Annotated in this window: 25 protein-coding genes; 17 read left to right on the top strand and 8 right to left on the bottom strand. The window is 33.3% G+C overall.

What is annotated here, in order from left to right; genetic code table 11:
- The first annotated feature begins 40 nt into the window (after nucleotides 1–40).
- The 5 genes from MN187_RS09015 to MN187_RS08995 all read left to right on the top strand — a co-directional run bounded on the left by MN187_RS09015 (nucleotide 41) and on the right by MN187_RS08995 (nucleotide 7,807).
- Nucleotides 41–793, top strand: coding sequence for a DeoR/GlpR family DNA-binding transcription regulator (locus tag MN187_RS09015; RefSeq protein ID WP_117973625.1), 753 nt, complete (start codon nucleotides 41–43; stop codon nucleotides 791–793).
- On the top strand, nucleotides 790–1,710 hold the full coding sequence (gene pfkB / locus MN187_RS09010; RefSeq protein ID WP_117973623.1) for a 1-phosphofructokinase: 921 nt from the start codon (nucleotides 790–792) through the stop codon (nucleotides 1,708–1,710). The genes MN187_RS09015 and pfkB overlap by 4 nt, the downstream gene beginning before the upstream one ends.
- A gap of 11 nt (nucleotides 1,711–1,721) precedes the next feature.
- Entirely contained in the window at nucleotides 1,722–3,668 is a 1,947-nt protein-coding gene (locus MN187_RS09005) for a PTS fructose transporter subunit IIABC (RefSeq protein ID WP_241699539.1), read from the top strand.
- A 125-nt stretch (nucleotides 3,669–3,793) separates the two neighbouring features.
- Nucleotides 3,794–6,076 carry a bifunctional glutamate--cysteine ligase GshA/glutathione synthetase GshB gene (gene gshAB / locus MN187_RS09000; protein WP_117973619.1) on the top strand — a complete coding sequence of 761 codons (2,283 nt, stop codon included), beginning with the start codon at nucleotides 3,794–3,796 and terminating at the stop codon, nucleotides 6,074–6,076.
- Between the two features lie 351 nt (nucleotides 6,077–6,427).
- Nucleotides 6,428–7,807 carry an aldehyde dehydrogenase gene (locus tag MN187_RS08995; RefSeq protein ID WP_242093877.1) on the top strand — a complete coding sequence of 460 codons (1,380 nt, stop codon included), beginning with the start codon at nucleotides 6,428–6,430 and terminating at the stop codon, nucleotides 7,805–7,807.
- Nucleotides 7,808–8,201: 394 nt separating this feature from the next.
- Here the strand turns inward: MN187_RS08995 and MN187_RS08990 are convergent, their stop codons facing one another.
- Nucleotides 8,202–8,669: a DUF1694 domain-containing protein gene (locus tag MN187_RS08990; protein WP_242093875.1), complete on the bottom strand. Its 468-nt coding sequence runs from the start codon at nucleotides 8,667–8,669 to the stop codon at nucleotides 8,202–8,204.
- A gap of 143 nt (nucleotides 8,670–8,812) precedes the next feature.
- Between MN187_RS08990 and MN187_RS08985 the strand changes: the two genes are divergently transcribed.
- The 5 genes from MN187_RS08985 (at nucleotide 8,813) to MN187_RS08965 (ending at nucleotide 13,430) form a co-directional block, all read left to right on the top strand.
- A complete protein-coding gene (locus tag MN187_RS08985) occupies nucleotides 8,813–9,760 on the top strand; it encodes an ABC transporter permease (RefSeq protein ID WP_242093873.1) in 948 nt (315 codons plus the stop codon).
- Nucleotides 9,757–10,713, top strand: a complete 957-nt coding sequence (locus MN187_RS08980; protein WP_117973611.1) for an iron chelate uptake ABC transporter family permease subunit — start codon at nucleotides 9,757–9,759, stop codon at nucleotides 10,711–10,713. The genes MN187_RS08985 and MN187_RS08980 overlap by 4 nt, the downstream gene beginning before the upstream one ends.
- On the top strand, nucleotides 10,710–11,468 hold the full coding sequence (locus MN187_RS08975) for an iron ABC transporter ATP-binding protein (RefSeq protein ID WP_117973608.1): 759 nt from the start codon (nucleotides 10,710–10,712) through the stop codon (nucleotides 11,466–11,468). The genes MN187_RS08980 and MN187_RS08975 overlap by 4 nt, the downstream gene beginning before the upstream one ends.
- Nucleotides 11,469–11,486: 18 nt before the next feature.
- On the top strand, nucleotides 11,487–12,446 hold the full coding sequence (locus MN187_RS08970; protein WP_117973606.1) for a siderophore ABC transporter substrate-binding protein: 960 nt from the start codon (nucleotides 11,487–11,489) through the stop codon (nucleotides 12,444–12,446).
- 117 nt (nucleotides 12,447–12,563) lie between these two features.
- Nucleotides 12,564–13,430, top strand: a complete 867-nt coding sequence (locus MN187_RS08965; RefSeq protein WP_242093871.1) for a MurR/RpiR family transcriptional regulator — start codon at nucleotides 12,564–12,566, stop codon at nucleotides 13,428–13,430.
- A gap of 25 nt (nucleotides 13,431–13,455) precedes the next feature.
- Here MN187_RS08965 and MN187_RS08960 read toward each other — a convergent pair whose 3' ends face one another.
- From MN187_RS08960 to MN187_RS08930, 7 genes are all read right to left on the bottom strand, one after another.
- Nucleotides 13,456–13,896, bottom strand: a complete 441-nt coding sequence (locus MN187_RS08960; protein WP_117973602.1) for a GtrA family protein — start codon at nucleotides 13,894–13,896, stop codon at nucleotides 13,456–13,458.
- Nucleotides 13,893–15,674: a putative glycosyltransferase family protein gene (locus MN187_RS08955; protein WP_147340783.1), complete on the bottom strand. Its 1,782-nt coding sequence runs from the start codon at nucleotides 15,672–15,674 to the stop codon at nucleotides 13,893–13,895. Before MN187_RS08955 ends, MN187_RS08960 begins: the two co-directional genes overlap by 4 nt.
- 2 nt (nucleotides 15,675–15,676) lie before the next feature.
- Nucleotides 15,677–16,630, bottom strand: a complete 954-nt coding sequence (locus tag MN187_RS08950) for a glycosyltransferase family 2 protein (protein ID WP_117973598.1) — start codon at nucleotides 16,628–16,630, stop codon at nucleotides 15,677–15,679.
- Between the two features lie 142 nt (nucleotides 16,631–16,772).
- Nucleotides 16,773–17,453 carry an ABC transporter ATP-binding protein gene (locus MN187_RS08945; protein ID WP_117973596.1) on the bottom strand — a complete coding sequence of 227 codons (681 nt, stop codon included), beginning with the start codon at nucleotides 17,451–17,453 and terminating at the stop codon, nucleotides 16,773–16,775.
- A 5-nt stretch (nucleotides 17,454–17,458) separates the two neighbouring features.
- On the bottom strand, nucleotides 17,459–18,526 hold the full coding sequence (locus MN187_RS08940; RefSeq protein WP_117973595.1) for an ABC transporter permease: 1,068 nt from the start codon (nucleotides 18,524–18,526) through the stop codon (nucleotides 17,459–17,461).
- Between the two features lie 56 nt (nucleotides 18,527–18,582).
- Nucleotides 18,583–18,987: a DUF2871 domain-containing protein gene (locus MN187_RS08935; protein ID WP_117973593.1), complete on the bottom strand. Its 405-nt coding sequence runs from the start codon at nucleotides 18,985–18,987 to the stop codon at nucleotides 18,583–18,585.
- Between the two features lie 11 nt (nucleotides 18,988–18,998).
- Nucleotides 18,999–19,595: a TetR/AcrR family transcriptional regulator gene (locus MN187_RS08930; RefSeq protein ID WP_117973591.1), complete on the bottom strand. Its 597-nt coding sequence runs from the start codon at nucleotides 19,593–19,595 to the stop codon at nucleotides 18,999–19,001.
- A gap of 290 nt (nucleotides 19,596–19,885) precedes the next feature.
- Between MN187_RS08930 and MN187_RS08925 the strand changes: the two genes are divergently transcribed.
- The 7 genes from MN187_RS08925 (at nucleotide 19,886) to rsmA (ending at nucleotide 25,774) form a co-directional block, all read left to right on the top strand.
- Nucleotides 19,886–20,056, top strand: coding sequence for a hypothetical protein (locus MN187_RS08925; RefSeq protein ID WP_242093869.1), 171 nt, complete (start codon nucleotides 19,886–19,888; stop codon nucleotides 20,054–20,056).
- Between the two features lie 139 nt (nucleotides 20,057–20,195).
- Entirely contained in the window at nucleotides 20,196–20,432 is a 237-nt protein-coding gene (locus tag MN187_RS08920; protein ID WP_117973589.1) for an MmgE/PrpD family protein, read from the top strand.
- Nucleotides 20,433–20,717: 285 nt separating this feature from the next.
- Nucleotides 20,718–21,335 carry a DUF1054 family protein gene (locus MN187_RS08915; RefSeq protein WP_199500925.1) on the top strand — a complete coding sequence of 206 codons (618 nt, stop codon included), beginning with the start codon at nucleotides 20,718–20,720 and terminating at the stop codon, nucleotides 21,333–21,335.
- Between the two features lie 129 nt (nucleotides 21,336–21,464).
- On the top strand, nucleotides 21,465–23,474 hold the full coding sequence (gene metG / locus MN187_RS08910) for a methionine--tRNA ligase (RefSeq protein WP_117973587.1): 2,010 nt from the start codon (nucleotides 21,465–21,467) through the stop codon (nucleotides 23,472–23,474).
- Nucleotides 23,475–23,552: 78 nt separating this feature from the next.
- The gene (locus MN187_RS08905) at nucleotides 23,553–24,329 is read left to right on the top strand and encodes a TatD family hydrolase (RefSeq protein ID WP_241699543.1); all 777 of its coding nucleotides are present in this window, start codon (nucleotides 23,553–23,555) and stop codon (nucleotides 24,327–24,329) included.
- Nucleotides 24,322–24,897 (top strand): ribonuclease M5, encoded by a 576-nt coding sequence (rnmV, locus tag MN187_RS08900; RefSeq protein WP_117973583.1) that lies wholly within the window; start codon nucleotides 24,322–24,324, stop codon nucleotides 24,895–24,897. The genes MN187_RS08905 and rnmV overlap by 8 nt, the downstream gene beginning before the upstream one ends.
- Nucleotides 24,890–25,774, top strand: coding sequence for a 16S rRNA (adenine(1518)-N(6)/adenine(1519)-N(6))-dimethyltransferase RsmA (rsmA, locus tag MN187_RS08895; RefSeq protein ID WP_241699544.1), 885 nt, complete (start codon nucleotides 24,890–24,892; stop codon nucleotides 25,772–25,774). Before rnmV ends, rsmA begins: the two co-directional genes overlap by 8 nt.
- Nucleotides 25,775–25,824 lie beyond the last annotated feature (50 nt).

Here is a 25,824-nt window from a genome sequence, read left to right as displayed (position 1 = left end):
ACGGTTTTTGATTGTATAATACAGGTATGGAGTGAGAGTTATGTTGACTGAAGAAAGACAAGAAAAAATTTTAGATGAATTAAAAGCAAAAAAGGTCATAAAAGTTCGAGAATTAATTGAAGAACTTGGGGTGTCTGAATCCACAATTCGTCGAGATTTACAGGAATTAGAGGCAGAAGGTTGGCTAATCCGAATTCACGGTGGGGCAAAGTTAACATTTCGTTTAGAACCAGAATTAACGATGAAGGAAAAATCTTTCAGAAACGTTCAAAAGAAACAAGAAATTGTTCAGTATGCGGCATCATTAATAAAAGAAGGCGATGTTGTTTATATTGATGCTGGCACGACAACCTTGGAATTATTATCACTTATAAAAGTAAAAAATGTGTCAATCGTAACAAATTCCGTGCATCATGCGTGCGTTTCGACTGATTTAGGTTTCGACACGATTATAATCGGTGGAAATATTAGAAAGAACACAACAGCATCAGTGAGTCAGCTTGGTGGCGAGCAATTGAAACGGTATTTTTTTGATAAGGCTTTCATGGGTGCGAATGGCGTTCACCCAGTTTATGGATTAACGACAGCTGACCCAGAAGAAGCCATGATGAAACGAACAGCGATTCATCAAGCACAACAAGTTTATTTTTTAGTTGATGATACAAAGTTTGATAAGCTAAATTTTTCTCAAATCGAGTCAATTGATACAGGGATTATCATAACGAATCAGTTAACAAAGAAACAACGCTCACGGTATCAAGGGGTTGCAACAATAAAGGAGGTAATAAAATGATTTATGCATTAACATTAAATCCAGCTATTGACTATGTGATTAGCGTACCAGGATTTGAAGAAGGTAAGTTGAATAAAACGACGAAAGAGTACAAATTTCCAGGTGGTAAAGGAATTAATGTCTCAAGAGTATTGTCACAACTAGGTGTCCAATCTCAAAATCTTGGTTTTATTGGTGGGTTTACAGGTAAATTTATTGAAGAGCAGTTAATCAATCATGGTCTGCAAAATAACTTTATCCATGTATCAGGTGACACACGAATTAACATCAAATTAAAAGGTGAAGAAGAGACTGAGATTAATGGTTTAGGACCTTCTATTAAACAAGAAGATTTAGATGATTTGAATGTCCAAATCAGTAGTTTAACACCAGAAGATTGGTTGATTTTATCAGGCAGCTTACCAATGGGCGTGCCAAAAGATATTTATGTCACATTATCAAAAATGGCACATGAACAAAATGTTCCATTTGTAGTAGATATTAGTGATGCTAGTCTGTTCGATGTATTACAGTACAAACCATCATTAATTAAGCCAAACGAACATGAATTAGCCGATTTATACAATGTTGAGTTTAAAACATTTGAAGACATGTTGCCTTACGGGGAAAAATTAGTTCAACAAGGTGCTAGAAATGTGATTATCTCAATGGGTGCCAATGGAGCTGTCTTATTTAATGGAACAGGTATTTATCGTGCCAAAGGATTAACAGGAACATTAGTTAATTCAGTAGGATCAGGAGATTCTGTTGTTGCAGGGTTTGTTAGTCAGCTAAGTCAAGGTAGTGATGCTGTAGAGGCATTTAAAACAGGGATTGCGTGTGGAAGCGCGACAGCATTTAGTGCCGATTTAGCGACAGCTGAAGAAATTAAACACCAGTTATCACGTGTTGAAATTGACGTTTTAAAAGAATACTAGGGGGAAATAAAATGAAAATTAATGACTTGTTAGTTAAAGATTGTATGATCTTGGACTTAAAAGCCACTGATAAAAAAAGTGCCATCACAGAGATGGTAAACAAATTGTATGAAACAGGCCGTATTGATGATAAAGAAGTGTTTGAAGAAGGGATTCTAGCTAGAGAAGCACAAACAACAACAGGTTTAGGTGACGGAATCGCCATGCCTCATGCTAAAAATAAAGCGGTAGTTAAACCAACTGTTTTATTCGCTAGAAGCAAAGCAGGCTTAGATTATGAAGCATTAGATGGGCAACCAACTTATTTATTCTTTATGATTGCGGCTCCAGAAGGCGCAAATGATACCCATTTACAAGCATTAGCTAGTCTTTCTCGTTTATTACTAAATCCAGGAATGATTGCTGATTTGAAAGAAGCCAATACACCTGATGAAGTATTATCAATTGTTGATAAAGCAGAGAAAAAATTAGACGAAGAAGAAAAAGAAGTCGTTGAAGAAGTAGAAGATGCCCCATTTGTTGTGGCTGTTACTGCTTGTCCAACAGGTATTGCTCATACTTATATGGCAGAAGATGCATTGAAAAACAAAGCAAAAGAAATGGGTATTAACATTAAAGTTGAGACAAACGGTTCTGAAGGGGTTAAACACAAATTAACTGATGAAGAAATCGCAAGAGCAACAGGTGTTATTGTCGCAGCTGACAAAAATGTTGAAATGGCTCGTTTTGAAGGTAAAAAATTAGTTAACCGTCCAGTAAGTGATGGAATCAAGAAAACAGAAGAATTACTTCGTTTAGCAACTGACGGTAGTGCCTCTGTTTATCACCACTCATCAAGTAGAAATGAAGAATCCAGCGAAGAAACAACGTCAGGTTCAGTTGGAGCTAAAATCTACAAAGATTTAATGAACGGTGTTAGTCACATGTTACCATTTGTTATCGGTGGTGGGATTGCGATTGCTTTAGCCTTCCTAATCGACCAAATGATGGGTGTGCCACAAAATCAATTAAGTCAATTAGGGACGTATCATCCAATTGCGGCTTACTTTAAAACTATTGGGGACACTGCATTTGGTTTCATGTTACCAGTTTTAGCTGGATTTATTGCGTCAAGTATTGCTGATCGACCAGGTTTGGTTGTTGGTTTTGCTGCAGGTGCTATGTCAGCAAGTGGGGTGGCATTTGGTCAATTAACTGACACTATTCCTTCAGGTTTCTTGGGAGCTTTAGTTGGTGGTTTCCTTGCCGGTTATGTAATTGTTTTCTTGAAATATATCTTTAAAGGCTTACCAAAAGCATTAGATGGGATTAAATCTATCTTGTTCTATCCAGTGTTTGGGTTATTGATTACCGGATTTTTAATGTTATTTATTAATATTCCAATGTCTGCTATTAATAATGGATTGAATAACTTCTTAGCTAACCTTTCAGGTGGAAATGCGGCGTTATTAGGAGCGTTACTTGCAAGTATGATGGTTATTGATATGGGTGGACCAATCAACAAAGCAGCTTACTTATTTGGTACAGGAACACTTGCAGCAACTGTTGAAAGTGGTGGTAGTGTGGTGATGGCATCCGTTATGGCGGGTGGTATGGTTCCACCGTTAGCAATCTTTATTGCGATTATGTTATTTAAAAATCAATTTACTAAAAAAGAACAAGAATCAGCATTACCAAACTTAATCATGGGATTCTCATTTATAACTGAAGGAGCTATTCCATTTGCTGCATCTGACCCATTACGTATGATTCCAAGTTTTGTGATTGGAGCTGCTGTTACAGGTGGTTTAGTTGGGTCATTAGGAATTAAATTAATGGCGCCACATGGTGGTATCTTCGTTATTGCATTAGTAAGTAATCCATTAATGTATCTATTATTCATTATTTTAGGAGCGTTCATTAGTGCCCTTGTTTTAGGAACATTACTTAAGAGAAAACATGCAAAAGCAAATGCTTAATGTTATAGTCAGTCATCACATTTGATGGCTGGCTTTTTTATGTGGGATAAACAAAAAATTATGGTTTCAAAACATAGAATGATATAATATTTCATAGAAATGACAAAGGGAAAAGGTCAATAACAATGAAAAGTTTACAAACATATTTAACAGATGAAAGAATCCAATCCGTTCTTTCTGGTTTTAAAATAGGATTAGAAAAAGAAAGTCAGCGTGTCGATGCTAATGGTGAATTGGCAACAACTGATCATCCGTCTTCTTTAGGAAGTCGTAGTTTTCATCCATACATCCAAACTGATTTTAGTGAAACACAAACTGAATTAATCACTCAAGTGTTTGATACAGATCAAGGTGCTATCGAGCAATTAGAAGCCTTACATGACGTTGTGATGCGTTCGATGGAAGATGGCGAGAGATTGTGGCCAATTAGTATGCCACCTGATTTACCAGAAGATGATCGTGATATTAAAATTGCAAAATTAGAACATCAAGGAGATATTAACTACCGTCGTTACTTAGCGAAAGTCTATGGTAAGAGAAAACAAATGGTGAGTGGTATTCATTATAATTTTGAGTTCTCACATGATTTATTAATGAGTTTGTTCCAATTGCAAACAGATTACACTGACTTTGTGGCGTTTAGAACGGATGTTTACTTAAAAGTATCTCGTCAATATTTACGCTATCGTTGGTTAATTACCTATTTATTTGGTGCAAGTCCGTTTGCTGATAAAAGATATTTTACAGATAAAGAACCAGAACAACCTGTTCGTAGTATTAGAAATAGCGAGTATGGTTATACAAATCGGCCAGAGATTGCTGTGTCCTATCAAACAATTGATCAATATGTATCTGATTTAGAAGAATTAGTAGATAAGGGTGAGTTAATCGAAACGAAAGAATTTTATTCGTCTGTTCGTTTACGTGGCAGTGATAAAGTAGAGGAACTTTTAACTCGTGGTGTAAGTTATATTGAAATTCGAAATATTGACTTAGATCCATTTGAACGTATTGGTATTTCAAAAGAAACATTGAGGTTCTTGCACTTGTTCTTACTAACACTATTGTTCTTAGATGAAGAATCAACAGATGCGACTCATATGTTAGATTTAGGAACTGAGTATAACAATAAAGTGTCATTAGAGCATCCTTTAGATAAGACCTTTTTACATGAAGAAGGATCTTGGTTGCTAGAAAAAATGACCGAATTAAACGAGCAATTAACGACACCATTTGACTGTACGGAGTTACTTAATGAAATGAAACATGTTATGGATTATCCGACTAAAACATTAGCAGGACAAATGTTAGAATTAATGGCAGAAAAAAGTTGGACAAACGAAGACTTAGGTCGTTATTTTGCTGATTTATATTATGATGAAGCATTTGCTAAACCATATCAGTTAGCTGGTTACCGAGACATGGAATTATCAACACAAATTTTTATGTTTGATGCGATACAAAAAGGTGTCAAAGTTGATGTGTTAGATAGAACAGATCAGTTTTTAAAGTTATCATTAAACGGGCAAGTTGAGTATGTTAAAAATGCGAATATGACGAGTCGTGATTCTTATGTTGTCCCTCTTATGATGGAGAATAAAACAGTCACTAAAAAAGTATTAGATAAAGCAGGATTTCATGTTCCTTTAGGAAAAGAATTCTCAACAGTAGATGAGGCGCTTATTTCTTATCCGATTTTTAAAGATAGTGCGATTGTTGTCAAACCTAAAACAACGAATTATGGTTTAGGTATTTCTATTTTCAAAGATGGTGCGACAAAGGAAGATTATGATGAAGCGGTTCGAATTGCATTTAGTGAAGACAATAGCATTTTAGTTGAAGAATTTCTTCCAGGTACTGAATATCGTTTCTTTGTATTAGATGGAAAAACACGTGCGGTTATGTTGCGAACACCAGCTAATGTCCTTGGTGATGGGGAACATACTGTTGAAGAATTGGTAGCTGAAAAAAATAAAGATAGTCTACGTGGGACGCACCATAGAGCGCCTTTAGAAAAAATTCAGTTAGGTGATATTGAACAGCTGATGTTGAAAGAACAAAAATTGACTAAATCAAGCATTCCTGAAAAAAATCAACGTGTCTACCTTCGTGAAAATTCAAATGTCAGTACAGGTGGCGATTCACTAGATGTGACAGAAGAGATGAGTGAACATTATAAACAGATAGCTGAGTCTGCTGTAGAAGCATTAGGAGCTAAAATATGTGGTATTGATTTAATTATTCCTGATAGTTCAATCAATGGGAATAAGGAAGATGGACAAACGTATGGGATTATTGAAGCAAATTTCAACCCAGCAATGCATATGCATATTTACCCTTATGCCGGTGCAGGACAACGACTCACGATGGATGTGTTGTTGTTATTATATCCAGAACTAAAAAAATAACTACTATCTTCAAAAAAATCTAGATTCAAGTCTAGATTTTTTTATCTTTTATATTCTAAATCGCTTTCTAATGGTATTGTAGTTTATTTATAAAACAGACGGAGTGTAACTGATACGATCAGGCACCATCAATCCATTGTAGAATAACTACTTTGGTTTGGTGTTTTTTTATTTCTTAAATGAGGTGATTTAAATTCTACCGATAGTGCCTATGAGGATGGTATTGCAAATAGCTTAAAGAGAAATGGTCAGCTATAATTAAATAACGTTTAAAGAAAAAAACTGTTTTTCGTTTTTTTCTTTTTTATTTGGTACACTGTAAGTAAGCATCATAAAATGAGGAGAATGAGAATGATGATTAAAACGATTCAAGCAGTCTTACAAAACCAACGTGCTTTTTTTTATTCACAGCAAACTAAAGAATTAAGTTTTCGACTAGAACAATTAGAAAAATTAAGATTGGCTATATTATCTTATGAAACAGAAATAATTGAAGCGTTACAACAAGATTTAGGGAAACATCCATTAGAGACTTATGCGACAGAAATAGGATTTGTTTTAAATAGTATTCGTACAACTCAAAAGTCATTAAAAAAATGGATGAAAGAAGAAAAAAAGCCAACTCCTTTATTCTTACTTCCTTCCAAAAGCCGAGTTATTAGTGAGCCTTATGGTGTCGCTTTGATTATTGGTCCATTTAATTATCCATTTCAATTACTAATAGAACCATTAGTAGGAGCGATAGCTGCAGGTAATACGGCTATTTTAAAACCATCTGAACTGGTACCAACTTTTTCGCAAGTGATAGAAAAAATGATTCATCATTTATTTCCTTCGTCTTATGTGGATATTTTTTTAGGTGAAAAAGAAATCACGATTGAACTATTAGCTCAACCATTTGATTACATCTTTTTTACAGGAAGTACCACCGTTGGAAAAAGTGTGATGAAAGCTGCATCAAATCATTTAACCCCTGTAACGCTAGAACTTGGAGGGAAAAGTCCGACCATTGTTACAGAAAAAGCTGACGTTTCGTTAGCGGCAAGACGGATTATCTATGGAAAAATGATGAATGCAGGACAAACATGTGTCGCCCCTGATTATGTGGTAGTGCATGAATCCGTTAAAAATCAATTTATTCATGAGTGTCAAAAAACAGTGACACGATTTTATGGAAGGAATATTAAACAAAGTAAAAGCTTTTCACGAATTGTCAACGAACGACATACAAACCGTCTGATTCGTTTAATGGAAGAATCAAAAGCCGATCTAATTAGTGGTGGGATGTATGATGTTAATTCTTGCTATATTGAACCGACATTATATGATTCTACTTGGGAATCACCATTAATGACCGATGAAATTTTTGGACCACTTTTACCTATTATTTCTTATCAGTCATTAGATGATGTGATTCATCAGATAACTACTCGACCTAAACCGCTAGCACTTTATTTATTTAGCCAAGATAAGAAGGAACAAGAAAAAATAGTATCTCATACCTCATCAGGTGGTGTTAGTATTAATAACACCATTTTTCATCTTGTCTCTGGTCATTTGCCTTTTGGTGGGGTAGGAGAATCTGGTATAGGAAACTATCATGGAAAATATAGTTTTGATACTTTTTCACATAAACGAGCCATATTATCTTCCCCTAAAATAGATACTCCGTTTATTTACCCACCTTACACAACTAACCATTTAAAATGGATTAAGCGTGTTCTGAAATGAAAAATCCTGTAAAATTCGTTGTCTAGTAAACGGATTTTACAGTTTTTTAAAGAATTTTTTTTTAAAATCACGTTTGGTTTAACTTAAATATTTAAACAGTTATATTTAAATACTTTGTTACTTGTTCCATTAAGAGAGTACTTCTAAAAAAGACCACACCGTCCTTGTATTGACGGTGTGGTCTTTTATCTATTTTAAAGATAATCACCGACATAGATGCTTTTAGAAAGTACTCTAAAAGTTTCATCTATGCCAAATGTAGCATACACACAACTTCATATTTGCCAGTTTTGCCATGTTTTTGTGTGATTTGCTACTATCATGATGATCATCCTTTCGTTTTTATTATTGTTAGTAGTATTAACACTACTTTTTTTATAAAGCAACTAATATCTTATTTTTTTGAAAATAAGGACTTAAAAAAACTTTCAGATTTTGTTGTAGTCGGTGCTTTTTTTATATCGTGAGTGGTGTTTGAAAATTTAGTTTGTAAGGGTAATTCAATATTTTCTTTATTAACAGCATGATTGAGAGTATAAACCACCACGATAGCTTGATCAGCTAATAGGGTGTTTTCTGTGTCCACTAATTTTAGAGATACGTGATTGGTTTGTGTGAGATGGATTAACTGTTTTTGAATAGCTGGTTTTAATAACGCATTAACAAGCAATGTCCCACCAGGATATTTTTGAAATTGACTGATTGCAAAATTTTCGTAAGAAGCAGAGGTTAAATCAGACAAGGATAAAATAAAGACAACTCTTTCTCTAAAAGTACCTAGAAACTTCCTTTGTTCATCAGGTTTTAATTTGGGACTACCATATAGTCCTTTATCTAAATAGTCTTGAATATCTGTTCCCATCGTTATTCACTCCTTTATTGGCCAATTACTTTTAGTATAACATATCATCTCATGGGAAATTTGTGAAAAGATATTGCAATTAAGTTAAAATTTGGATAAAATTAACTGTAAATGAAAATCATTATCAATTAGGAGGGTTTTGGATGAAAAAATGTATACCGATAGTTAGTTTATTATTACTAGCAACATTTTCTTTATTTATTGGTGTTCAAAGCATTCCTATTCAAGATATCTTTCAGCTAAGTGAAATGCAGTCACTAGTGTTATGGACCACGCGTGTTCCTAGAACGATTAGTTTAATCATAGCTGGAGCAACAATTAGCGTTTCAGGATTAATCATGCAACATCTAACTCAAAATAAATTCGTGTCTCCAACGACAGCTGGAACAATGGATAGTGCACGTCTAGGTATGTTAGTGGCAATGTTATTTTTTCCAAATGGCACTATTTTGACAAAGTCTATTATTGCTTTTATTTTTGCTTTTTTAGGTACAATAGTATTTATTCAATTAATACGAGTTCTACCAGGAAAAAATCAATTGATGGTACCACTTATAGGGGTTATGTTTGGAAATATTATTGGTTCAATTGTCATTTTTTTTGCTTATCAATACCAGTTGATTCAAAATATGACATCTTGGTTACAAGGCAGTTTTTCAACTATTTCAAAAGGAAATTATGAATTGATTTATGTCACTGTACCAGTTCTTTTGATTTGTTATATGTATGCTTATCAATTTACGATTGTGGGAATGGGAGAAGAGTTCTCTATTTCTGTTGGTATGAATTATAGATTTGTTCATTTAATCGGTCTATTATTAATTTCTATTGCTAGTAGTGTTATTTTGGTTACAATTGGAGGGTTACCATTTCTGGGTGTGATTATCCCAAATATTGTTTCTGTGTTTCTAGGTGATCATATGAAAGAGACGTTGTGGTTGACGGCTATTACGGGGAGTATTTTTTTAGTGATGGCAGATATTTTATCTCGTGTAGTTTATCCGCCATATGAAATACCTGTTAGTTTAATTGTTGGTGCTTTAGGGAGTATCATCTTTGTCGTATTACTTGTTAAGGGGGCAAAGAGATGAGCCAAAAAAGTCTTTATATAAGGGTGATTTGCTTAGTTATTATCGTATTAATTAGTATCGCTTTCTTTATGACTTATCAAACATATGGTAATTGGCAATTTGCGTTATCTATTAGAGGGAAAAAATTACTAGCTTTTATTATAGTGGGATTATTAACCAGTTTATCGACTATTAGTTTTCAAACCATTACACAAAATCATTTTTTAACGCCTAGTATTTTAGGATTTGATTCATTGTATGTATTAGTTCAAACTATTTTATTCTTTTATTTTGGTCAATCACCATCACATCCCTTATTAATGTTTGCGGTAAATGTTAGCCTAATGGTCATTTTTAGTGTTACATTGTTTGGTTTTTTATTGAAGAAAGAAACTCAAGATTTATTTTTACTACTCATGATAGGGATGGTTTTAGGAACATTTTTTAAAAGTGTTAGCACGTTTTTTCAAGTATTAATGGATCCAAATGAATACGATAAATTACAAGGAAAATTATTTGCTAGTTTTTCTAATGTTGACGTGTCTTTGTTATATATTGTCATTCCAATTGTGATTGGAATTGTTTTGTTATTTTGGTTAGTAGCACCTATTTTAGATGTCTTTCATTTAGGGACTTGTCAGGCAATAAATTTAGGGGTTAATGTCCAAAAATTTCGTTGGTTTATTTTAGTTTTAATTAGTTTGAGTGTAGCTTTATCAACTGCTTTAATTGGTCCTATTACTTTTTTAGGTTTTATAGTGGCTAACATGACGTATCAATGGTTGCCTGTATACAAACATTACTGGCTGTTTACATTAGCCGCTCTACTTAGTATATTAATGCTTGTGTTAGGTCAGTTTTTAGTGGAACATGTCTTTCATATGAACACAACGTTGAGTGTTGTGATTGAGTTTAGTGGTGGCATGTACTTTATATGGAAATTGCTCTCTGAAAGGGGGAAAACACGACAATGAACATTGAAAAAGTGGTTAAAAAATATGGTGAAAAACGTGTGGTTGATACAGTTGATTATGATATTGTGCCACAAACGTTGACAGCTTTTATTGGGCCAAATGGTGCTGGGAAAAGTACACTATTAGGTATGATGAGTCGGCTTCTTGATAAAGATCAAGGTGGCATTTATTTAGATGGAGAGGAGGTGAAGGCGTGGAATCAACATGAACTTGCTAAAAAGTTATCAATACTAAAACAAGCAAATGGGATTCAGTTACGTTTAACAGTTAGAGAACTGGTAGCCTTTGGTCGATTTCCACATAGTAAGGGTCGATTGACACAAATTGATGAAAAAAAAATAGATGAGTCTTTGTCTTATTTAGGATTAGATGATTTGGCAAGTGATACAATTGATACATTATCGGGTGGTCAATTGCAACGAGCTTACATTGCGATGGTGCTTGCTCAAGATACAGAGTACATTTTTTTAGATGAGCCACTAAATAATTTGGATATGAATCATGCTGTTATGTTGATGAAAACTATTCGTCGGTTAGTTGATGAAGCAAATAAGACTGTGGTGATTGTGTTGCATGATATTAATTTTGCAGCGAGTTATGCGGATAACATTGTGGCGATGAAATCTGGGAAGGTATTTAAAGCAGGACCAACTGCTGAGATTATCACAAAAGAAGTATTAGATGACTTATATGATATGAACATGCGTGTGTGTGAATTAGAGGGAAAACGATTTTGTTTATATTTTAATGAATAGATAAAAGGAGATAGATGGATGAAGAGATTAAAAAAATGGCGTTTAGTTAGTTTAGCCATAATAGGGTTAGTGATGTTGGGGGCATGTGGGACATCCAAAACATCCGATACAACAACCAACACTTCCAGTGAAAAACAAGAAGTTGTTAAGGTGACAGACAGTAATGGAAAAGCATTAGAGTTAGCGTCACACCCTAAAAAAGTGGTTGTGTTTGATATGGGAGCATTAGATACGATTAGAGAATTTGGAAAATCAGACGTTGTTGTAGGTGCACCACTAAAAACATTACCTAGTTATTTATCAAGTTACAAAAATGTGGAATCATCAGGTGGTATTAAAGAACCGGATATGGAAAAAATAAATGCTATGCAACCAGATTTAATTATTATTTCTGGACGTCAACAAGATATGCAAAAAGAATTAGAAAAAATCGCGCCAACATTGTATCTTGCTGTAGATAGTAAAAAAGCGTGGGAATCGACAATGACGAATATTGAAACATTAGGAACAGTATTTGATAAAGAAGATGTGGCTAAAGAAAAAGTCGACGCATTAAATAAACAACGTGAAGCATTAGAAAAAACAGCAAAAGAAAGTGGTAAAAAAGGATTGATGAGTCTAGTGAATGAAGGATCATTATCAGTTTTTGGACCTGAATCACGTTTTGGTATTGTTTATGAAGGCTTTGGTGTGTTACCAGCAGATGAGACCATAAAACCGTCTCCCCATGGACAAGAAGTATCCTATGAATATGTTTTAGAAAAAAATCCAGATATTTTGTTTGTAGTGGACCGTACGAAAGCTATCGGTGGGGATACAAGTAAAAATAATGTAGCAGAAAATGCTTTAGTAAAAGAAACGACAGCAGGCAAAGAAGGAAAAGTGATTAGTTTAACACCAGATGTTTGGTATTTAGCTGCAGGTGGAATTGAGTCAACAAGAATCATGATGGAAGATGTAGAAACAGCATATAAATAACATAATTTGCTAGATACTTAGGTAACATCAAGTATCTAGTTTTTTGTTTGGATAGTTTTATCTATTTAATGATAGTATAATAGAAGTAAATAACTTATGTAGGTTGGAGGGATACTTATGAAAAGCAAACATATTCATCAAAGAGTCAAGAGTATCTATAATGATTTAACACAATCAGAAAAAAAAATTGCCAACTTAGTGTTAGAAAGACCAGAAGATGTCACAAAAATGACAGCTAGTGAGCTGGCTAAAGAATCTCAGACCAGTCCTGCATCTGTGATTCGATTTTGTAAATCCATTAATGTTCCAAGTTTTCCTGAGTTAAAAATTGCGTTATCTGCAGAGAGACAGTGGGATGTTCCAAAAGAATATTCAGATATTTTACCAACTGAAAAAATGGCTGATGTGAAGGCAAAATTATTAGGAAATGCTTATCAATCTATGCAAGAAACCATTCAATTAGTGAATGAAGAAACTTTAAAAGAAGCGATAAAATTGATTTCTAAAGCACCGTTCGTATATGTTTATGGGATAGGGTCATCTTATCTTGTAGCTGAAAATATCGCTCAAAAGTGGAATCGTATAGGGAAGGTGTGTATTTGCATAGCAGATATTCATTTGTTAATAGCCAGTTTAACATCTGCTGCACCAGATTCGATTTTTATTGGCATATCGCATTCTGGTGAAACTTCTGAAGTATTAGAGATAAACCGTATTGCAAAAGAGCAGGGGATAAAAACGATTGGAATATCTCAATTTGGGATGAGTACATTAAGCAAGCATGTGGATGTTTCTATGCAGACAGTGAAATCAAAAGAAGCAGAACTTCGAAGCGCTGCGACGAGTTCGTTGATGTCTCAATTTATTTTAATTGATTTATTATTCCATGTTTATGTATTAGAAGAATATGATGAAAATATGGATAATATCCGAGAATCAAGAAAATTAGTTGATGAATATAAAAAAAGAACATCCAAAAAGTAAAACCATCCAATTAGGTTTATAAGACCTAGTTGGATGGTTTTTTAAAGATGATGAATTTACTAAATAGATAATTGGCGATTAATACGACAATATTGCTAATAATTTTTGCGATAAGTGGTTGTTGGTTGAGCCATTGGACTAGTACAAATAATACAACTGTATCAATTCCAAGTGATAGAAAGCGAAATGAAAAAAAGGACATCATCTCTTTCATATTAATGAATGATGTATTATCTTCATGAGCGAAGACATATTTTTTGTTTGATAAGTAAGCAAATAAAACGGAAAAAACCCACGCAATCACGTTGGAAATAATGTAATTAACATGAAGCAAATTTTCCATTATATAGAAGATGACAATATTGATGATTGTTGTAAAGACTCCCATCACAACATACATAAATAATTCAAATAATGTGTCAGATAAACCTAACGTTTGGGTAAAAAAATGTTTTAGTTTAATCATAAGATCTCTCTTTTCTTTTTATCGGTAAAATATTGATAGCTATATCTTGCACAGTATAGGAGAACAAGCAATGTTGCCGCTATTTTAATAAAGATAACATAAGTCATATTAACAAATGGTTTGTAAGATAAAATGACAGTATTTTTTCCATTCTTAGGTGTGATAATCAAACTTCCTATATCTGACGTTTCATAATCTGATTTAGTTAATAATTTACCGTTTAGTTCAATGATGCTATGATCATAAACAATTAAAGGAAGTTGTTTCTTTGTAGTCACATTTTTTTTATTATCCCAAGTAAGTTTTATGGATCCATTCTCCAGTACAGTCGTTGTGATATTTTTTTGATTGTTGAAGATTTCCTGTTCATATACTTCGTAAGGGTCCATTTCACTATAAATAACTTGGCTAGATGTCTCTTTTGGTATAGGGAGATAATCAGGTGTTCCTTTTTCAATCGTCTCAAATATTTTTGTCAAATCAGCTCCTCTAAGATTATTTCGAATCATATCAGGGTCTTTTTCAATTAGATTGGGACGATTATTCCCCATTGCCACAGGATCATCTTGCCACCTTTGAGCATTTTTTACCATGATACTGTTTGCTTCAAACAGAATAAAGCTAACGAGAATCATCAAGGAAAGGGAAATAGCTTTAAATTGTTTAATAGAAATATGTTGTTCGATAGAATGAATGGTTTTTAAAAAAACCGGAATTAATAAAATATAAGAGATAACTGAAAAACGAAATGGAAATTGAATGATTGATAAAAAAGGAAAGGTATCTATGATACTATCCCATGGAAATAAGGAAGTTGAAAGTAATAAAAATCCACCGCCTATAGTAGTCATTAATCGATCTAGTGTATCTGTATATTTTATATGTCGTATAAAGTAAATGAGTTGAAATAAAAAAATGAACCCAAAAAATATACCAATATTTCGGTTGCCATACATTTCAGTAATAGATATGTAAGTAGAATTTTTCATGAATGAATTTGGGATAAAAGGTTGTAAGATGTTATTTGATAAAAAAACATCAATGTAAGCCGCTAAAGTGTTTAAAGATAGTAGAGTAAAAATAGTGATAGATAGGGATAATTGTTTTATCCAATTTAACTTTTTATCTGACTGAATAAAACTAACTAGATAAAAAGGGATAATAGCCAATATAGCTAATACAGCACTAAGTATATGTGTATTCACTAGTAAACTCATTGATAGTCCCAAAAAAATGGGATTAATTGGTTTTTCTTTATTTTTTATCGAGCGAATAGCTTGAATAAAAATACAAGGAAGAAATGCCGCTCCCCAACCAGAGAAACCTAGTGCTCTAACGTAATACATAATAGGAGAAGATGCCATATAAATTACTGAACCAACTGTTGATAATCGTTTGTCACAGTCAAATGTTCGCATTAAAAAATACATGGTTATCCCCGCAATCACAAGGCAAATAAAGGACGAGATGAGTTGAAATTTTAACCATGACTGTGTAAAGAAAAGTATTAGCCCATTTAAAAAGGCGATATCATACCCATATAAGGCATTAATAATTCTCCCACTAGTATTGAAACCATATAATGACATGAAATAATTGTAGTTGCCACTTCTTATTTGTTCTGATAAATCATAGAATCGATTGTAATGAAAGGAAATATCAGAACCAATAGGAATGAAGCGAATATTAATTTGAGGTGACAAAATAAATAGTGCAATTAGTACAATAGTGATAAAAGGAAAACATTTTTTTCCTATATTTTTAAACCTCAGTAGCACCATCAATCCTCCTTTAAAGATGATATTTTTTTATCTTTTATGATGTATATAGGACGCTGTTTTGTTTCTAAAAAAGTTTTCCCTAGATATTGTCCTACAACACCCAAACAAAGTAATTGTAATCCGCCTAAAGCCAAAACAATACAGACAAGTGATGGCCAACCAGAAGTTGGGTCACCAAATATAAGTGCACGAATAACAATAAAAATCAGTGCGAAGATGGAAGCAACGAAGGATATAAATCCTAAAATCGTCGATAATTTTAGTGGAAATTCAGAAAAAGAGATAATCCCATCAATTGAATATTGTAATAAATCCCAGAATGACCAAGACGTTTCACCGTCAACGCGTTCAATATTTTCAAATTCTAAATAATATGTATTGAAACCAACCCAGCTAAATATACCTTTAGAAAATCGATTATATTCTTTTAATTCGAGTATAGCATCTACCATTTGACGTGACATTAAACGATAATCTCTTGCGCCATCTACGATTTCAATATCTGAAATTTTATTGATGATTTTATAAAATTTTTTAGCAAAGAAAGAACGAATCTTTGGTTCTCCTTCACGAGTGACACGCCTCGTCCCAATGCAATCATAATCATCTTGTTGGAGTAATTCTACCATTTTAGGTAGAAGTTCGGGAGGATCTTGTAGATCAACATCCATCACCGTAATGTAATTCCCCCTAGCATGTTCTAGACCAGCATAAAGAGCAGCCTCTTTTCCGAAATTTCTAGAAAAAGATAAGTAATTATATTGTTCAGACTGCTTACTGATTTCTTTCAATACATTTAGTGTGTTATCTTTAGACCCATCATTAATAAACCAGTATTCAAAAGTTAGCTCTGGTAATAATGCTTCTATATCAGTCATCTGACTGATATAAGGGTGAATGGTATCTTGTTCGTTGTAACAAGGAACAATAATGGATAAAACTTTTTTTGACATGATAATACTCCCTTTTTAATAATAACGAATCCCGTCATAATATATACATTCTAAATGAAAATAAATTGAAAAGATAGTCGTATCTATTTCAATTACATAAAAAAGAAACACCTTAACCTATTATAAGGCTAAGGTGTGTAAATTAAAAATCATGAATTTCTTTAAGAGTACCATCTTCCATTTGGAAAACACGATCACTCCATTTTATCATACGAGTATCGTGAGTTACCATTACTGTTGCTTTTTTCTTGTTATGAGCCTCTTTTACCAGTAATTTCACAACATTATACGCATGTTCTGTATCTAAACTAGCCGTTGGTTCATCGGCTAAAATTAAGCTAGGATCGTTATATAATGAACGAGCGATTGCTACACGTTGACGCTCCCCACCAGATAGATCGCTTGGATAACTGTTTCTTAAATGGTCTATATCCAAAGATTTTAGTAAATTATCCAGCTTATCTTTGTTGACTTTCTCTTTTTTTACTTTAGCGACTAAAGTAAATTGATCTTCAATTGTAAGAAAAGGAATGAGATTTGATGTTTGTAAAATAAACCCAATCTCATCAAAACGTATTTTTGCACGTTTTTTTTCTGGAAGAGAAGTAAAATCAATATTATTTATACTGATATTTCCACTTGTTGTACTTTGTAATCCACCAGCAATGGTTAAAAAGGTACTCTTACCAGAACCAGACGGTCCGATAACACTGATAAACTCTCCTTCGTTCACTTGAAAATTTAAATCATTTAAGGCTGTCACTTCATTGTGACCTTTACCAAATTTTTTTGTAATATGTGACATATTTAAAATAGTTTTCATTTTATTTAACCTCCAATGGCATTAATAGGATCAACTTTATTAACAGTAACAATTGAGAATAATCCACCAATTGTTGAGACAATGACTAAGATAATACCATAAATGCACCATTGGGTAATGTTAATGGCAAATGGCATAGCCTCAGGTAATACTAAACTTAGAAAATAAGTTGCAACCCCAGAAAGAATGACGCCGAATACCCCAACTAAGAATGATTGGGCTAAAATTGATTTTGAAATAAACCAAGAATTAATTCCTTGTACTTTCATAACACCAAAAATAGCTGTTTTTTGAAGTGTGATGACATACATGAAGATTCCAATAACAGCCGAAGCAATAACGAATAGAACATAAATCATTGAATCGAGTGTCAAACTTTGTTCTGTATATCCTGGCAAGTTATCGATAAATTTTTGTGTAGATAGCTTAGTGAGTGAATCGTTTGATAAGGTTGTATTCGAGTCATTACTTAAGACAGCATTAATAGGATAGTTATCAGTTGTTTTAACCATGTCTTCACCAAACTTAATTTCAGTTGCAGTTTTGATGTTAGAATACATAACAGGTGTTGCAATATAAGAAGTTGATGGAACAATACCGACAACTTTAACTTTTAAATCATTGCTACCTACTGTGATAGTATCATTAATTTTAAATCCTTTATCCGCCAGATTTTGAGAAATAATTACTTCATTATCTTTTTTAAACGACTTGCCACTTGTTACACTTGGTAAGAAGAAAGCATCGTCATTTGTACCGAATAAGCTAATATTTACTTTATTATCTTTTTTGCCAATTGCTCCACTGTAAAGAGATAATGGGGCTTTTTCATTTGAAGAGATATCTTTGACATCCTCTAATTTTAGTTGAGAAGCTGCTAGGATGTTATTTGCATCATCCGATAACACAATTTCTTTTGCGTTCCAGTCATCGACTGTTTGTCTAAATTCTTGAGATAACCCATCAGCAAGGCCTGAGAGTAAAAAGACAACGAGTCCGATTAAAAACATAATACCAACAATTAAACTATAACGTAACTTTGAGTAACGCATTTCTTTTAAAGCTAAGAACATAAATATTCCTCCATTTCACTTAGTAACAAGTTGTCACTAGATAATTAAAAAGACAACTAGTCTTTTTTGATTGATTGCAACAGCACTTGAAAGAAAAATCCCAAGCCTATTGTTAAAATAACATGACCCAAACCAGCAATACCACTAATAGCAGCAGAACTTTCGATTCCTAAGACAGTCATTGTACCATGAGTTAATAACATTAATAGTGTAACACCTAATCCAATATTATAGGTAATATAAAACTTTTTGAAGTTTTTATGTTTAGTAAGATTAAAATTCTTTTCTAATAATAAGACAATTAAAAAGAAAAACATTCCTAAAATTAAGGTATGAGTATGAACAACACTTAATTGCGTCCAACCATCAAAATCATTAAATTTTGTCATTTCTCGGAAGTAAACGCCACTAATCAATCCGATAATCATATAACTTAAACTAGCTCTAGCTAACTTTTGCATCTTAAATCCTCCTATTTAATTCCTTTTATAATCCATTTAATTTTATAGTGATAATCCACAATCAACTCTTCTGGAGACCAATTATTAATAATAAAGTCTGTTAACGAGTTCATGACTACTTCCATAGTAAAGTAAAGAAAACTAATAGCTTCTTGAGTTTCATGGATTTGAAAGTCGTTGTTACATAATAGGCTAATCCATTCCTTTAACATGTAAGAAGAGTCATCTAAATCTAATCGTTTCATCGTACGTTGATAATCCGCTCGTGTTAGTAACAATAGTCCTTTCCAGTAAGCACTGTCTGTTTCTAAGTGAGAACAAAAAACCAAATATTGTTCGATTCCATGGAAAAAATCATTTTTATATTGAGCAATATAATCTAAAATATCTTGATGAATAAGTAGGGATTGTTTTTTCACGATATAGGCGTAGGCATCTTCTAAATCAACAAAGTATTTATAGAATGCACCTCTTGACATTTCCATCTGCTCAACAATATGTGAAACTTTTACTTGACTAATAGATTGGTTATAAAAAGTATCTAATAAAATCATGTCCATTTTTTCTTTTTTTGGTGCAGATAGATTAAGGAATGTATCTTTTGGCATATCATAACCCCCCTTCAAAGATTAATTGATTAACTAAAAAAAATGATAACACAAAAAGTAACATATTGTCACTTATCTTGCTTGGGGATTTACAGTATAAAATATAATTTATGGTAAGAATTCTAATGCCTTGGTGATATGACTGAAAATTTTTAAAAAATTTGATATAAAAATATCAAAATAACCGATAATCATTCTTATCCACAGGTTATTTTATGAATAAATAGAGAAGGGAGGTTTATGAATGTCGCATATTCTGCAATCTATCACAATAGTGACACCCATTATCTTTGTATTGGCGTTGGGTTCTTTCGCTGGAAAAAAACAAGTTTATTGTAGAAGAGACTCAGGGTATTGAACATTTACTAGGACAACCAATTGATCTTGATTGGGAACATGAAAATTATAAAGGTGTACCACAATCAACCATTAAAAAATTTGTTGCAATGATTCATACATAACTAGCTATAGAATGTATATTAGAATTATTAGCCAAAACGCCTATTAAGTCTGAAAGTATCAAGTCAATTGAAACAGATGTACCAAAAATTACCTATGATTTTTCTGGGCGGTGTATAACATGGTAATACGGATGCAGCCATCACAACAAAAGAACAAGCTGATTATTCCCTACCATACTTGTTAGCTGTTGCTGTGTTAGGTAGACAAGTGATGCAACCTCAGTTTGAAGAATCACGTATTATAAAACCTGATGTTCAAGCACTTCTTCAAAAAGCCCTTGTGAAACCAGATGCTGATTTCACAAAACGTTATCCAAAAGATTTTTGTGCACGTATTACCAATTACACAAATGAATGGTACTGTTACAACTTATGAAGTAAGCAATTACCCAGGTATGCCTTGTTGACCATTTACTTGGGAAGAATCAGTCGATAAATTTGATTGTTTAACAAAAGGATATATTAATCCAGTATTGGCTGAAAAATTAACAAAAGTCGTAAAAGATATTGAAATCAGATCGATAAAAGATTTGGTTGATATCTTAACTGGCATTAAGTATCCAACCACAAATAAATAGACAGAATAACAGTGGTCTGATAGATTTAAAGTAATCTATTTAGACCGCTTTTTTAGTGGATAATATTTGTTAGGAGTTAGTATATGTTAATGTTTAATGAAGCATGTTTTGAAGTTTTTAATATAGAAGGATTAGATAGTCGAATGATTGGAATTCGTGAAAAAATTCAACCGGTTTTTCAGTCGATTGATGAAAAATTAGTGGAAGAGTTAGAACCTTTGTTGGGTGAAAAATTGCCTATTCATATAGCACAACACAGACGACGCACAACAAATGCACCAAATTTTACGTGGAGTGCAATGGGTGGAAATAAAAGAGGTTATAAAAAATTTCCTCATTTTCAGTTGGGGATTACACCGGAATATGTAGTCATATGGTTATCATTTATTGATAACCCACAAAATGAAGTTTTAATGGCACAAACATGCTTGGATCACCTCGAGTGGTTTGAGTCATTGCCAAATGATTTTGTTGTAAACACAGACCATACAAAAAATAACTATCATGCATTAGAAAAAGAACGAGTCATTAAAGATTTAACTAGATGGAGAGATGTTAAAAAAGGAGAATTTCAAATTGGTCGAGTGATACAAAAGAATCGATTTAATACCGAATCGACTGATGTCTTATTTGACGACATATTGCAAACCTATCTATCACTTATACCAATTTATCAAGCTTGTTTCCAATTGTTTAATTAATATGCAGTAAGAGAACTAGACAGATTGAAATTTTAGCTTATGATGATTTTTTTTATTGAATTATGCTATAATGAACGGTGATTATATGTCGCTGAATTTTATGAAGAGTGACTTAAAGGAGGACGAACAGTGGAAGATAAAAAAACTTTTTATATCACCACTCCGATTTATTACCCAAGTGGGAAATTACATATAGGAAGCTCGTATACAACTATAGCGTGTGATGCAATGGCTCGTTATAAACGAATGAAAGGGTTTGATGTCTTTTATTTAACAGGGCTTGATGAGCATGGTCAAAAAATTGAACAAAAAGCAGAAGAATTAGGAATTGAACCACAAGAATACGTAGATAATATGGCAATGGACGTTAAGAAATTATGGAAATTATTAGACATTGACTACACAAAATTTATCCGTACAACTGATCCTTCTCATAAACAATCTGTTCAAAAGATTTTTCAACGTTTAGTTGACCAAGGAGATATTTACTTAGGTGAATACGAAGGTTGGTATTCGGTATCAGATGAAGAGTATTTCACTGAAAATCAATTAGCTGAAGTCTTTAGAAATGAAGATGGAAAAGTTATTGGTGGATTAGCTCCGAGTGGTCATGAAGTAGAACTTGTTAAAGAACAAAGCTATTTCTTTAAAATGAGCAAATATGCAGACCGTTTATTAGAATATTACGAAGAACACCCAGATTTTATTGAACCAGTTTCTCGTAAAAATGAAATGATTAATAATTTTATTAACCCAGGTTTAGAAGACTTAGCTGTTAGCCGTACATCTTTCAAATGGGGAATTCCTGTTGAAAGTGATCCAAAACATGTGGTATATGTATGGATTGATGCGCTATCAAACTATATTACCGCTTTAGGTTATGGTACAGACGATGATAGTAACTTCCAAAAATACTGGCCAGCTGATGTTCATATGGTTGGTAAAGAAATCGTCCGTTTCCATACCATTTATTGGCCAATTATGTTAATGGCACTTGATTTGCCGTTACCAAAACAAATTTTTGCTCATGGTTGGTTAGTGATGCAAGATGGTAAAATGTCTAAATCAAAGGGGAATGTGGTTTACCCTGAAATGTTAGTAAGACGTTACGGATTAGATGCACTACGTTACTATTTAATGCGTGCAATTCCGTTTGGTTCAGATGGTGTGTTTACACCAGAAGATTTTGTTTCTCGTGTGAATTATGACTTAGCCAATGACTTAGGTAATTTATTAAATCGTACGATTGCGATGATTAATAAATATTGTGATGGTGTCGTACCAAACTACGCCTCTCAGGTAACAGATTTTGATAGTGAATTATCAACAACTGCTGCAGATGTGATTGGTAAATATAATAAAGCAATGGAAAAATTAGAGTTTAACATTGCGTTAAGTGAAGTATGGCGTCTCATTTCTCGTGCGAATAAATACATTGATGAGACTGAGCCATGGAACTTAGCGAAAGATGAAGAAAAACAAACAGAATTAAATAGTGTCATGGTTCATTTAGCCGAAAGTTTACGCATTTCTGCTATTTTACTACAACCAATTATGACGCAAGCACCAAAAGAAATCTTTAGCCAATTAGGATTGGATGATGAAACAGTCTCTATGATTGATATTCGTTTTGGAGAGTTCCCTTCTGGTACCAGAGTTGTCAGCAAAGGAACGCCTATTTTCCCACGTCTAGATGTTGAAGAAGAAGTAGCTTATATTAAAGAACAGATGGCTCAAAGTATGAATCAACAGACAGAAGAAGAAGAATGGAAACCAGAAGATGTGAAGCTTGTTTCTGTTAAAGATAAAGAAGTAAAATTTGAAACGTTTGATGAAGTTGAATTAAAAGTGGCTGAAATTTTAGACTGTCAAAAAGTTAAAGGGGCAGATAAATTATTGCAATTTAGATTAGATGCTGGTGACAAAGGCAATCGCCAAATTTTATCAGGAATTGCAGAATTTTATCCTGAACCAATGGATTTAATTGGTAAAAAAGTGGTGATTGTGGCTAACTTGAAACCAAGAAAAATTCGTGGACATATCAGTCAAGGAATGATTTTATCAGCTGAAAATTCAGATGGAAAATTATATGTTGTTGAAGCACCAAAAGGAGCAGAAAACGGCAGTATCGTTGGATAGAAAATGTAAAAGAGATTGAAAAAGTGGTCTTTTTCAATCTCTTTTTATGTTAAAATCATCGTGATAGGAGTGAAAACTATGATTTTTGATACACACACACATTTAAATGCAGAACAATTTAATGACGATTATAAAGAAGTCATTGAGCGAGCAGCACAACTAGGTGTAACTGAAATGGCAGTAGTAGGATTTGATACACCAACGATTGAACGCTCGTTAGAGTTAAGTGAACAGTACCCTTTTATTCATAGTATTATTGGGTGGCATCCGACTGAAGCAGGAAGGTACACAAAAGAGATTGAAAAAGATTTACAAGAAAAATTAACGAATCCTCGTGTTGTGACATTGGGAGAAATTGGATTAGATTACTATTGGATGAATGACGATCCTGACGTACAAGAAAAAGTCTTTCGTCGTCAAATTGCGATTGCTAAAGAGATGAATCTACCAATTAGCATCCATACAAGAGATGCGATGGAAGATACTTATAAGATTTTAAAATCAGAAGGCATTCAAGATATTGGAGGCATTATGCATAGTTTTGGTGGCGATAGCGAGTGGGCGAAACGTTTTTTAGATTTAGGGATGCATATTTCGTTTAGTGGTGTTGTCACATTTAAGAAAACACTAGAAGTTCAAGAAGCAGCAAAAATTGTCCCAATGGATAAATTATTAGTGGAAACTGATGCACCGTATTTAGCGCCTGTGCCATATCGTGGAAAACGTAATGAACCTGGGTATACACATTATGTCGTTGATAAAATTTCTGAATTAAGAAATTTACCTTATCAAACAGTGGCAAAAGAAACAACAAAAAATGCACATAGATTGTTTAGGTTAGAAGAAAATGACTAAAGAAAAAATATCAGAAATAGTGGTTGTAGAAGGAAAAGACGATACAAAACGATTGCAGCAAGTGTTAGACGTTGACACGATAGAAACGAATGGTTCGGCGTTAAATAACGAAACGTTGGATAAAATTAAACACGCTCAACGTGTGCGTGGTGTGATTGTGTTTACTGATCCAGATTTTCCTGGTGAAAAAATCCGTAAGCAGATTATGGCTGTCGTGCCTGATGCTAAACATGCTTTTATCCCTCGCTCAAAGGGAGTTCCTAAAAAGAAACATGGTAGTTTGGGCGTAGAACATGCCAGTAATGAAGCAATTATTCAAGCGCTAAAAGATGTTTCAACACCCACAACCAATCATTTTGAATCTGACATCACGGTGGAAGATTTAATTCAATTTGGATTAATAGCCGGAAATGGCTCGAGAGTTAGACGAGAAAAACTAGGTGAGTTACTTAATATCGGCTATACAAATGGAAAACAATTAAAAAAACGATTAAGTATGTTTCAAATAACAAAAGAAAAATTCTTAGAGGCAATGAAAGAGATAATAGAAGGTGAAACGAATGAATGAATACAAAGACATAGCAACACCTAGTCGAACGAAAGAAATACTAAAAAAACATGGGTTCTCATTTAAAAAGAGTTTAGGACAAAATTTTTTAACAGAACCTAATATCTTAAGAAAAATTGCCGAAGCAGGAGACTTGTCAAAAGAAGATGGTGTGATTGAAATCGGTCCAGGTATCGGTGCTTTAACGGAACATTTAGCACGACATGCTGGAAAAGTGCTAGCATTTGAAATCGACCAACGTTTAATTCCGGTATTAGAAGATACGTTGTCACCTTATGATAATATTACAGTCGTTAATGAAGATATTTTAAAAGCTGATGTCGTGGCCGAAGCAAAAAAAGTATTTGATGAAGAGCAACCAATCAAAGTCGTTGCCAATTTGCCTTATTATATTACGACACCCATCATGATGCATTTATTGATGTCACCACTAGATATCACGACAATGGTTGTGATGATGCAAAAAGAAGTGGCGGATCGCATGACAGCAAAACCGTCAACGAAGGCTTATGGCTCGTTATCAATCGCCGTCCAATTTTATATGGAAGCAAAACTCGCATTTATTGTGCCAAAAACAGCTTTTGTTCCACAACCTAATGTGGATTCAGCGATTATTAAGTTAGAAAAAAGAGAGACACCGATTGTTGACGTGATAGATGAAACATTCTTTTTTGAATTAACACGTGCTTCGTTCACACAACGTCGTAAAACATTATGGAACAATTTAACGAGTCATTTTGGAAAAGATGACCAAACAAAACAGTGGTTAGAAAAATCATTGGAAGAGAGTGACATAGACCCAAAACGTCGTGGTGAGACATTAAGCATTGCAGAATTTGGAAAATTATCAAACGTGTTAATCACGAATAAAAAATAAAATTACGGTAGTGATTGTTCATTGACAATAATTTGTACATTGTTTATCAT

Origin of the sequence: Vagococcus sp. CY52-2, assembly GCF_022655055.1 — a bacterium.
GTDB lineage: Bacteria > Bacillota > Bacilli > Lactobacillales > Vagococcaceae > Vagococcus.
This window is presented reverse-complemented; position numbering and strand designations above follow the sequence as displayed.

Bases quoted from the DNA above. Each gene is read 5' to 3' on its own strand.
- rsmA (WP_241699544.1), top strand. From the start codon at position 24,890: ATGAATGAATACAAAGACATAGCAACACCTAGTCGAACGAAAGAAATA.
- MN187_RS08930 (WP_117973591.1), bottom strand. From the start codon at position 19,595: ATGCCAAAAGATACATTCCTTAATCTATCTGCACCAAAAAAAGAAAAA.
- gshAB (WP_117973619.1), top strand. From the start codon at position 3,794: ATGAAAAGTTTACAAACATATTTAACAGATGAAAGAATCCAATCCGTT.
- MN187_RS08915 (WP_199500925.1), top strand. From the start codon at position 20,718: ATGTTAATGTTTAATGAAGCATGTTTTGAAGTTTTTAATATAGAAGGA.
- MN187_RS08985 (WP_242093873.1), top strand. From the start codon at position 8,813: ATGAAAAAATGTATACCGATAGTTAGTTTATTATTACTAGCAACATTT.
- MN187_RS08975 (WP_117973608.1), top strand. From the start codon at position 10,710: ATGAACATTGAAAAAGTGGTTAAAAAATATGGTGAAAAACGTGTGGTT.
- MN187_RS08970 (WP_117973606.1), top strand. From the start codon at position 11,487: ATGAAGAGATTAAAAAAATGGCGTTTAGTTAGTTTAGCCATAATAGGG.
- MN187_RS09015 (WP_117973625.1), top strand. From the start codon at position 41: ATGTTGACTGAAGAAAGACAAGAAAAAATTTTAGATGAATTAAAAGCA.
- MN187_RS08960 (WP_117973602.1), bottom strand. From the start codon at position 13,896: ATGATTAAACTAAAACATTTTTTTACCCAAACGTTAGGTTTATCTGAC.
- MN187_RS08980 (WP_117973611.1), top strand. From the start codon at position 9,757: ATGAGCCAAAAAAGTCTTTATATAAGGGTGATTTGCTTAGTTATTATC.
- MN187_RS08995 (WP_242093877.1), top strand. From the start codon at position 6,428: ATGATGATTAAAACGATTCAAGCAGTCTTACAAAACCAACGTGCTTTT.
- MN187_RS09005 (WP_241699539.1), top strand. From the start codon at position 1,722: ATGAAAATTAATGACTTGTTAGTTAAAGATTGTATGATCTTGGACTTA.
- MN187_RS08945 (WP_117973596.1), bottom strand. From the start codon at position 17,453: ATGAAAACTATTTTAAATATGTCACATATTACAAAAAAATTTGGTAAA.
- rnmV (WP_117973583.1), top strand. From the start codon at position 24,322: ATGACTAAAGAAAAAATATCAGAAATAGTGGTTGTAGAAGGAAAAGAC.
- MN187_RS08990 (WP_242093875.1), bottom strand. From the start codon at position 8,669: ATGGGAACAGATATTCAAGACTATTTAGATAAAGGACTATATGGTAGT.
- MN187_RS08940 (WP_117973595.1), bottom strand. From the start codon at position 18,526: ATGTTCTTAGCTTTAAAAGAAATGCGTTACTCAAAGTTACGTTATAGT.
- MN187_RS08965 (WP_242093871.1), top strand. From the start codon at position 12,564: ATGAAAAGCAAACATATTCATCAAAGAGTCAAGAGTATCTATAATGAT.
- MN187_RS08935 (WP_117973593.1), bottom strand. From the start codon at position 18,987: ATGCAAAAGTTAGCTAGAGCTAGTTTAAGTTATATGATTATCGGATTG.
- pfkB (WP_117973623.1), top strand. From the start codon at position 790: ATGATTTATGCATTAACATTAAATCCAGCTATTGACTATGTGATTAGC.
- MN187_RS08950 (WP_117973598.1), bottom strand. From the start codon at position 16,630: ATGTCAAAAAAAGTTTTATCCATTATTGTTCCTTGTTACAACGAACAA.
- MN187_RS08905 (WP_241699543.1), top strand. From the start codon at position 23,553: ATGATTTTTGATACACACACACATTTAAATGCAGAACAATTTAATGAC.